This window comes from Acinetobacter sp. CFCC 10889 (genome assembly GCF_003268395.1).
Classification (GTDB): domain Bacteria; phylum Pseudomonadota; class Gammaproteobacteria; order Pseudomonadales; family Moraxellaceae; genus Acinetobacter.
Window position 1 is genome coordinate 1 of sequence record NZ_LQXQ01000127.1, and the last position, 2,936, is coordinate 2,936.

Here is a 2,936-nt window from a genome sequence, read left to right on the forward strand (position 1 = left end):
AGAGTAAAGCTGTCACCTTGTTTGATTGAGATCATAATCAGTGCTCTTAATTTGTCATGATTGTTGCAAAGCCAATACCACCATCTTGACCTGCATTACCGCTATTTTTCCAACCTTGACCTTTAGCTCCAACCACCAGTTTAAAAATAATGGTGTCTTCAGTTGTATTGGTGAATTTCACTTTCAAACGTCCGCCTGAGCCGCCGCCTCCACCGTATGACCAACGTTCATCACCGATCCCTGTTGCACCGTCACCACCCCCATTGACTGCCCCAATACTAGATGCAATCGCAGCACCGCCTTTTTGAGTTTCCCACCGTGATCCGATGACAGCATCATTGCCGTTTTGATTGACTTGAATTTCAAAATTAGAATCAGCTACAACAGTATTAATGCCACCTACACCAGCTTCACCATTAAAAAAATGGCTACCATTGCCCCAAGCACCACCTGTACCACCTGCGCCACCGCCAGCAGTAAGTTCATTAGCGAGATATGTAAGACTTACATTACCGCCACTCGTACCAGCGGCACCAGTGTCTGGAGTGTAGATTGAACCACCGCCACCACCACCTGCACCATACATATCTAAGATAATTGTTTGATTAGGCTGTACTTCAATTGAATGTGTGCCTTCATAGTATGTTCGAAGACCTTCAGGATATTTACTTGTGTCCATAATCATCACATCAATAGATTGATTCGGAATGAAAGTTAGAGAAAGTTTAAGTGTTTCATTACCTTCTGTTTTTTGATCTGCAACAGCAGTTAATGTATATGATGCTTTACCATTTATCAACAATAAACTTACCTGTTAAATTACTTGGTGTAATGTCTGCATTCTGTATACCCGTAATTACCCAATCAACTTGAGTACCTTCTTGTAAACCTGTAGTTTCTAATAAGAAAGTAACTTGTTCACCTTCATTGACTGCACTTTTATCAGCACTTAATAAATAAGTTGGGGCAGATTCACCATCGGGCAATCGTTGCCAAATTCGTGTTGTTTTTGCTTGATTTGATCCACCTGAGTTCAGTTGAGAAATTTGTCCGATAGAATCAGCAAAGCCAGTAACTCCCTGTGGTATATAAGACCACAACATCCAGCTTGTTTGATAACCAAAGTATGCTTCTAGTTCAACCGCTGGATTCCAATCGATATTATCAGTCATATGCTTAGAACCAACATGATAAATACGCTGAACCAACGCTTTATTATGTAGTTTGAAAAGTTGAAAGAGTTGGCTTGGATCATTTGGGTCTAAGTCAACACCTGACTGCTCTATTGCATTGGCTAATTCTTCTTGTACCGTATTACACCATTTGGGTGTCAGATATGTTGCATCTTGTCCTGCCAAATCAGCATTGTCATGGAAACCTGCTTTACCTGTACCATTTTGATTCGGTCTAGCATTAGCACTATCAATTCTTTGCATTTTTAAACCTCAACAATATCAAAAAGTAAAAAAGCGGGTAGGTAATTTTTAATGATACAAGCCATGTCAGCTTGGATGGGTTGCCGTAGCTTCAAAGTCACTTTGTAGCGTAGTTGCTCTGTATTTAACGGTTGATTACACGCTTGAGTACATCTAAATGGGACAAACTTAACTAACTCAACAATCGTCACACCAAAAATATTCAACAACTGTTCCAAGTAAGTGCGATTAAAAACATTTTTAGTATTTTTAACCCATTGAATAACTTGAATACGCTCTGCATAACTTTTAGCAACATTAGTCGTGCATTTCAGTGGTAAGCCATATTCTTTCTCATATTCATTGAGAAGTTCAGGGGGAATCCCTTCCAACACAGTCAGTAGTCTTTTTGCATTAAGATCACATTGAGCTAACGCTTTGGCATGTCCCTGAATATCTTTGGCTAAATCTGTATTTGGTGATGTGTCATAACCACCAACTGGTAATAATTGTCTTAAAACAGTCGCATAAAGTTGTGTGGTTTCTTCTAAATTCATGACAGATTACTCACATCTAAAGTACCGAGTCTCAACCATTTTGTATGTTCCCATGTGACTGTAGGAACAACATTGGTGGCGGGTGTTAAAGTAACATCTGACACGTTTGCAAGGTCAACAATTCGAGCGCTTAAAATCGCATGCTGATATGGCGCAGCGGGTGCAAGTTCAGCGAAATAGTCACGGATCACCTGACGTACTTCCGTTAGATTGATACCTGAGCCTGTAATAATTGCCTTTATATTGATTAGCTGTTCTGTTGGTGAATAGACACGGCAATCTGCCCAAAATCCTGCATACTCATCTAATGCTGTTTGAGCCGTGGCAATAAGTGTTGAACTTGGTAGGGTTGGGGGATTACCTACAGCTGTAATTGCAACATCTAATGAGCCGAGACCTCGACGCTTCGGGTAAACATAAACATGCTTCACACCTGCGACACCTTTCATAAAGCCGATCAAATCAGCCTCACGGTCACGGGATAAACCGAGCTGTTTACGTTCAAGTAAACGTGCCCGCCATGCTTCTAATTCCTCCTGATCTGAACCGCCACCAATAGAAACCTCGGTCACTGTACCACTTAGTCCAGCTTTCGGATTTAACCAATAAAGTGAGCCAATAGTGTTCCATGACACACCGATTTGCTCAGCAACTACATTGACTGAAGTTGGGCTATTGGCGTTGATAGTTGTATCTGCAACAACCATCCAGTAATGACTTTTTCCATCTGTTAATTTAGTTCCTGCTGTCAATGTAATTTCAACGTTAGAAAGTGCGGTCACTGTACCTAAAGCAAGTGTTCCACCGAGTCGGGGCAAGCCCAATTCAGCTGCATGAATATATAAAAATTGCTCATCCGCAGTAGCAATAAACAACTGTTTTTGAATATAAGATTGATGACTATATAAGCCATCTACAGCTGAAGCTGTGCCATCTGCACGAATAGCTGCATCATGATCATCAT

The 2,936-nt window shown here is 40.9% G+C and carries 3 protein-coding genes and 1 pseudogene; all 4 read right to left on the reverse strand.

Annotated elements, in window-relative coordinates; genetic code table 11:
• Positions 1 to 46: 46 nt before the first annotated feature.
• Positions 47 to 802, reverse strand: a complete 756-nt coding sequence (locus AVJ19_RS20755) for a hypothetical protein (RefSeq protein WP_111861391.1) — start codon at positions 800 to 802, stop codon at positions 47 to 49.
• A 433-nt stretch (positions 803 to 1,235) separates the two neighbouring features.
• Positions 1,236 to 1,436 (reverse strand): annotated as a pseudogene (locus AVJ19_RS20760) (hypothetical protein); the annotation flags it as partial.
• A 2-nt stretch (positions 1,437 to 1,438) separates the two neighbouring features.
• Entirely contained in the window at positions 1,439 to 1,972 is a 534-nt protein-coding gene (locus AVJ19_RS20765; protein ID WP_111861392.1) for a putative phage tail protein, read from the reverse strand.
• The coding region (locus AVJ19_RS20770) for a baseplate J/gp47 family protein (protein ID WP_111861393.1) at positions 1,969 to 2,936 on the reverse strand (968 nt) is incomplete at its 5' end. The genes AVJ19_RS20770 and AVJ19_RS20765, both read right to left, overlap by 4 nt.

What these genes read in the sequence shown, in the direction of transcription:
- AVJ19_RS20765 (WP_111861392.1), bottom strand. Translation starts at nt 1,972, where the DNA reads ATGAATTTAGAAGAAACCACACAACTTTATGCGACTGTTTTAAGACAA.